General features: G+C 69.2%; 2 protein-coding genes. Both read left to right on the top strand.

Annotation, left to right across the window (positions count from 1 at the left end; genetic code table 11):
- Nucleotides 1-1,064: 1,064 nt before the first annotated feature.
- Nucleotides 1,065-2,069: an NAD-dependent epimerase/dehydratase family protein gene (locus H1A17_RS26135; protein ID WP_194823125.1), complete on the top strand. Its 1,005-nt coding sequence runs from the start codon at nucleotides 1,065-1,067 to the stop codon at nucleotides 2,067-2,069.
- Nucleotides 2,070-2,624: 555 nt separating this feature from the next.
- Nucleotides 2,625-6,269, top strand: coding sequence for a LamG domain-containing protein (locus tag H1A17_RS26130; protein ID WP_309236872.1), 3,645 nt, complete (start codon nucleotides 2,625-2,627; stop codon nucleotides 6,267-6,269).
- The last annotated feature ends 55 nt before the right edge of the window (nucleotides 6,270-6,324 follow it).

Raw genomic sequence — 6,324 nt, 5'->3', positions numbered from 1 at the left:
GCTTGGCCTTGTCGACGGCCGGCTTGTCGGCCTGCACCACGGCGGCGACGGGGCGGGTGTCGACGGTGGGGGTGTCGTGGTTGAGCGGGCCGGCGGCCAGGCCACCGGCGACGGCGAGACCGGCGATGCCGAGGACGCTCTTACGCAGGATGGTGGTGTTCATGATGGTGGTGTTCATGGGGAAGCTCCTTCGGGGGTAGACGCCCCGACCCGCCCGTGCAGGGGCTGGGTGTGCCCGTGGGAGGCGGGCCGCGTAGGGGCGTGGGCACCAACGTCGGGGCGCTCATAGCGGGAGAAAAGTCTGCGGGGGTCCGGTGGGGCTCGCCGCGTGGGGCGGTGGCCGCTCGTGCCGGGGTCAGATGTAACGACCGGGGGTCCGGGGTCATTCCCGCAGGGGTTGCGGGGTCGGCCGGGCGCTGCTGCGGTCGTACCGAGGTGTAACGCCGGACAGCGCCCGGTCATTCCGCCGGCGGATGCTGCACCGAGCCTGGTAGCGACCCTGCCGCCGGGCCGTCAGCGGGGTGTGGCACGTCCGGTTCGGCCGGGTTTCGAGTCGTGGGTCCTCCGCGGCACCGTGGTCCGGTCCGGTTTCACCGGTGCCGTCAGGTCGGGGCGGTAGGTGCGGCCGGTGCCTGCCGCCACCTGTTGCCAGTGGCGCGCGCGGTGTCTGGCCCGTCCTACGCGGAGAGCTCCATTCCTGTGGGTAATAAATATGCCTGACCGGCATACAGGTGTCCGCGAAGTTGCCCGCCCTCGGAACTCATTTTCGGCACGTCGTGGACGAAAGAAATGTGCGCCGAACGTCCGGTCCGTCCCTTCCCGCGACGATGTGGCCGGGCATCCTCGGAGCGACGGCATCTGCCTATCGTCATGGGCCGAAATAGCGGCTTTGGGCAGGGGCGGATACCGCTATATGGCGAGTATGCGCAACGACGCCCGGGGCCGGGGCCGCGCAGGACGCGGAGCGGGCGTCGGGTGGCGGGGGCGCGGGTTCTGCCGAGGGCAGATCCGCTGCCGGTGAACAGGATGCCCCACCGGTGTCCCGGGCCGGCAGGGTGGGACGCATGAGACTGCTGATGCTGGGCGGCACCGGTTTCGTCGGCTCCGCCATCGTGGCCGAAGGGGTGCGCCGGGGCTGGACGGTGACCATGTTCAACCGGGGGATACACGGCGGCGCCCCGCCGGGCGTACACCGGTTGCGGGGTGATCGGACCGCGCCGGGCGGTTTGGCCGAACTGGCCGGCGGCGCGTGGGACGTGGTGGTCGACACCTGGGACGGCGCGCCCCGCGCGGTACGTGACGCCGCCACGCTGCTGCGCTCCGCCGGGCACTACACCTACGTCTCCAGCGGCTCGGTCTACGCCCCGCCCGTGCTTCCCGGGGGCGGCGAGGAGTCGGCGGTGGTGGCGTCGGCGGCCGACGACACCGGCGACGACGACTACGCCCGGTGCAAGGCCGGCGGTGAACTGGCCGCGACCGAGGTGTTCGGGGACAGCGCCCTGCTGGTGCGGGCGGGGCTGATCCTCGGGCCGGGGGAGGACATCGGGCGGCTGCCGTGGTGGCTGCGCCGGGTGGCCCGGGGCGGTGACGTCCTCGCCCCGGGGCCGGCCGACCTGCCGGTGCAGTACGTCGACGTCCGGGACCTGGCGACCTTCACGCTCGACCGGGCCGCCGAGGGGGCCGGCGGGGCGTTCAACGTGATCAGTCGTCCGGGGCACACCACGATGGGGGAACTGCTGGCCGGGGTGGTGGCGGCGACCGGGGCGGACGCCCGGCTGCGCTGGACCGACCCGGAGGTGATCCTCGCCGCCGGGATCGAACCCTGGAACGATCTGCCGATCTGGATTCCGCCGGGCCACGAGTACCGGTGGTTGCAGCAACGCGGCGTCGAGAAGGCGTACGCGGCGGGGCTGACCTGCCGCCCGGTGGCCGAGACGGTCGGTGACACCTGGCGCTGGCTGGACCGGGTGGGGGCGGTTCCGCCGCGTGCGGGGCGGCCGGTGCGGGCGGCCGTCGGCCTCGACCCGGCCCGGGAAGCCGCCCTGCTCACCGCCCACCCGTCCCGATAGCCACCGACCCGCTTTCGGGACGGGTGGCCGGGTGTACCGGAAGTCCTGTGTATGGGACCAACGGCGGCGCCTGGTGTGCCTTTTGCTCCTTTCTGGACTCTTTGTTATTTACGGAAAGTAATCGACGTGGACAACTATCGTCAGCGCCCTTAGAGTTCGGCCACTGCCAATCATCTTCACGGGGGATCGCCATGACGGCTGGTGGCTGGTTGCTGCCTGTCCACACCACTGGAACCGTTACCGCACAAGCGTTTCGCCGGCTGTTCGCCCAGCGGGCAACGTCGTGACGTTCAGGAGACGGCCACCCGTGACGAGAGTGGCCCACGTCCCCGTCGGCTGATTACCCCACCGAGCGGCCATCGGCTTTCCTTCGATGGAAGTCCACGAGTTCTTCGTCGGAGATCTCGGGAGTGCACCACGCCGCCCACCCGATCCAAGTCTCCTGCGACTACTGCCTGTGGAGGCACTGTGACAGCCGCTCACCGACCGGCCGACTTGCGCGCCCAGCGACCAGCACCAGGGCCGCGGACGACCGCAATTCTCGCGTTGACCTGCGTGCTGGCCGGTTCGGTGCTGACGGGACCGGGGCGGGTGCAGGCGGCACCAGCACCCGCACCGCCGACGGGCGATGTCGCGGTGGCGCCGGACGCGGCATCTGCCGTGTCCGCGGCACAGCGGTCGGGTCACCGGGTCGAGGTGGAGTCCGCTCGTACGGAGTTGACCCAGGTGTTCGCCAACCCGTCAGGTGGGTTCACCGCCGAGACCGCGGTGATGCCACAGCGCGTCAGGCGCAGCAACGGTTCCTGGGCGGACATCGATCTGTCGTTGCGCAGGTCGGCGGACGGTTGGGCACCGGCGGCCTCCGTGGCGCAGGTGCGGTTCTCGGCCGGGGGACGCGGTCCGGCAGTGATCCTCTCGCGCGGCGGCAGGTCGTTGTCGTTGTCGTGGCCGAGCAGGTTGCCCGAACCCACCGTGTCCGGCGACGCGGCCACCTACCCGAACGTGTTGCCGGGGACTGATCTGGTGCTGCGCGCGACGCGTACCGGATTCACCCATGTCTTCGTGGTGCGGACGCCGCAGGCGGCGGCCGACCCCCGCCTGCGGGAACTGCGCTTCGCGCTCGGGAGCGGGGCACGGGTCACAAAGACCGGGGACGGACGTCTGTCCGCAGTGGTGAACGGCCAGGAGATCGCCACCGCCGAACCCGCCTTGATGTGGGACTCGTCCACGCAGTCGGGCATCGCCGGCCCGACCGGCCGGCTGTCGGGCGCGTCAGGGACCGCTTCCGTCGCACGTTCCTCGGCGGCCGGGCCGGGCGACCGGGCCAGGACGGCGTCCGTCGGTGCCGCCGTGGCCGACGGACACCTGGTCCTCCGCCCCGACGCGCGGCTGCTCACCGGGCGGGGCGTCACCTTCCCGGTGTTCATCGACCCGGCCTGGTCCACCGCCAGGTCCCGCTGGGCCTATGCGACGCAGAACAACACGAACAACACCGACACCACCATCGCCCGCGTCGGCAAGGACCCCGACTCGGGGAAGATCTACCGCTCGTACTTCGACTTCCCGCTGTCCGCCATCAGGGGCAAGCACATCGAGTCCGCGTACGTGCAGATGAAGCTGGACCATTCCTGGTCCTGCACGGACACCCCGACGTACATGTACCACTCCAGCGGTATCGCCTCGACGCCCCGTACCGCGTGGGCGCCGAAGCTGCACAGCCACAAGTCGACCGCACAGTCCCACGCCAACGAGGGTTACGGCTGCTCGGACTCCCCGCAGCCGGACATGACGGTCAACTTCACCGGGTCGGCCGTGACGTCCCTCATCCAGACCCACGCCACGAACAACTACTCGAACGTGACCCTGGGGTTCTGCGCCTGTAGCGGCACGGACGGCTCGGGTGAGTCCACCACCGACAGGTGGAAGAAGTTCTGGCCCAACAGCGCGAAGCTGGTCGTCGACTACGACTCGGTACCTGGCGCGCCGTACAGTCTCCAGACCTCCGGCGTGGCATGCGCTCCGGGCCAGCGGATCAGCATCGGGACGCTCACCCCCACCTTCTCGGGCATCTTCCCGGACGCCGACACCACGCAGGCGTTGACGACCGCCTACGAGTGGCTGCAGGTGCCCGGTACCGGTACCTACGGAGACTCCACCCCGCGCAAGCCCGCGCCTGCGGGTGCGTCCGTTCCGGCCGGTGGTCGCTCCACGACGGCGTCGTTGCCCCAACTGACCGAGGGGCAGGTGTACGCCTTCCGGGCCCGGGCCACCGATCCGGCACCGTACAGCAAGACCAGCGCCTGGTCGGCCTGGTGTGAGTTCCGGGTCGACACGACCATCCCACCCGTGGTGGTGACCCGTAACGGCACCGACCAGCCGCTGCCCGGCGAGAAGGTGGCCTTCGGTTTCTCTTCCACGGACACCAGCGTGACGAAGTTCCGGTACGGCTGGACCTTCCCCGGCACCATCGAGGTGCCGGCGACCACCGCCTGTAGCTACAACGTGCCGACGGGCACCAACGTCTGCTACCGGATCGGCTCGGTGTCGCTGTCCGTGCCGAAGTACGGCCAGAACACCCTGCACGTCCGGGCGTACGACGGCGCGGGCAACCCCGGTGACGCCTCCGCCGAGTTCATCGCGGGTCGGCCATCGCCGGCGATCGCCCGTTGGGGCCTGGAGACCCTGCCCGGTGTCAACACGAGTGCTGCCCTGGCCGACGGCCAGCCCGCCCTCGGCGGTGACACCCCCCTGACGGCCAGCAACGTCGCGTGGACCCCGGACCTGCGCATCATCAAGGGCACGACCGCCACCTTCAACGGCACCTCGTCGAGTTTGCAAACGACGGGACCGGTGGTCGACACCACGAAGTCGTACGGTGTCGCAGCCTGGGTACGCCTGTCCTCCCTTCCCACTCAGAACATGGCCATCGCCACCCAGAGTGGTGACTGCGAGTACGGCTTCTTCTTCGGGGTCTATGTCTCGGCAGGTGTGCCGAGGTGGAACGTCACCACCCGCAGCAACGACTGCGTCGGCGCGTACACCATACTGACGCCGCAGGCCGCGATCACGAGCGCGGATATTGGTCGTTGGCAGCACGTGGCGTTCTCCTACGATGACCCGGCTAAGTCCCTCACACTGTTCGTTGACGGAGCGCCCGTCGCCTCCATGCCCTGGACGAGCGCCTGGAATGCCGCCAAGTCATTCCAGGTGGGACGCAAAGCCGCCGGAGGTGCCACGAACAACTTCTTCCAGGGCTCCGTCGCCCAGATTCAGGTGTACAACCGGGCCCTGGTGCCGCACGACTTCACCGGACAGCGCCGGGACGAGGAAGGCTCCGGCGGTTTCGACGAACCGGGCATGCTGAAACCCGTCCGGGTGGGCCAGTGGACCTTCGACGGGGCCACCGGCTGCTACGAGGAGAATCCCTCCGACTGGACGCTGTGCATGAGTCCGGAGAACACCTCCTTCGGCCGTCGGATCGCCTTCACCAAGGGCGTCGACGTCGGCGAGGGCAGCCGCGCCAGCTTCATGTCTCTCGATTCACAGGCCATCGACGACCCCGCCCAGCCGACCGTCGAGTATGGCTGGAGCCAGGACGACCTGAGCGGAGATCCGCAGACTCCGAACTGGCAGGACGGACGCGTGCTCCGTACCGACCAGTCCTTCTCGGTTTCCGCCTGGGTACAGCCTAGGTCGCTTGGCATGCAAACTGCCATGTCGCAGCTCGGTTCGAAGCAGTCTGCGTTCTACCTCGGCCAGCGTACGAGAACGGTGGACGGACAGCCTGTCAACTACTGGTCGTTCAGCGTCTTCGGTGCCGATGACCAACCCATCGGTAGCCGGCTTGCGGAAGCATTCATGACGTCACGTGCGATGACCGAGGAAGACGATCTGTCTCACTGGACCCACCTGGTGGGTGTTCACGACACCGCGCGTCGACAGGTTCGCCTGTATGTCAACGGCGATCTTGTCAAGACCACCCCCTTCGGCTCGGGTGCCTTCACCGGTGCCTTCGACGCAACGGGGCCGCTCTACCTCGGCGCCGCTCGGTTCACCCCCGCCGGCGCAGCCACCCAGCTGGTCGACCGCTGGCACGGCGACATCGATGACATAAGTCTCTTTCAGGGTGCGCTGAGTGACAACGATGTCCGCGAGATCAACGAGCTCGAAGCCGTCAGGGAAGCCGATGTCACGGGCTGACCGCCCACCGAGCACCACGCACACCCCGTCAGCCGCGAACGCGATCCCCGCTGGG

This window comes from Micromonospora sp. S-DT3-3-22, from assembly GCF_015354745.1.
Classification (GTDB): domain Bacteria; phylum Actinomycetota; class Actinomycetes; order Mycobacteriales; family Micromonosporaceae; genus Micromonospora; species Micromonospora wenchangensis.
The sequence above is the reverse complement of the archived record's forward strand: the minus strand, read 5'-3'. Positions and strand labels throughout refer to the sequence as shown.

Excerpts from the sequence above, each read along its gene's own strand:
- H1A17_RS26135 (WP_194823125.1), top strand. The coding sequence starts at position 1,065 with ATGAGACTGCTGATGCTGGGCGGCACCGGTTTCGTCGGCTCCGCCATC.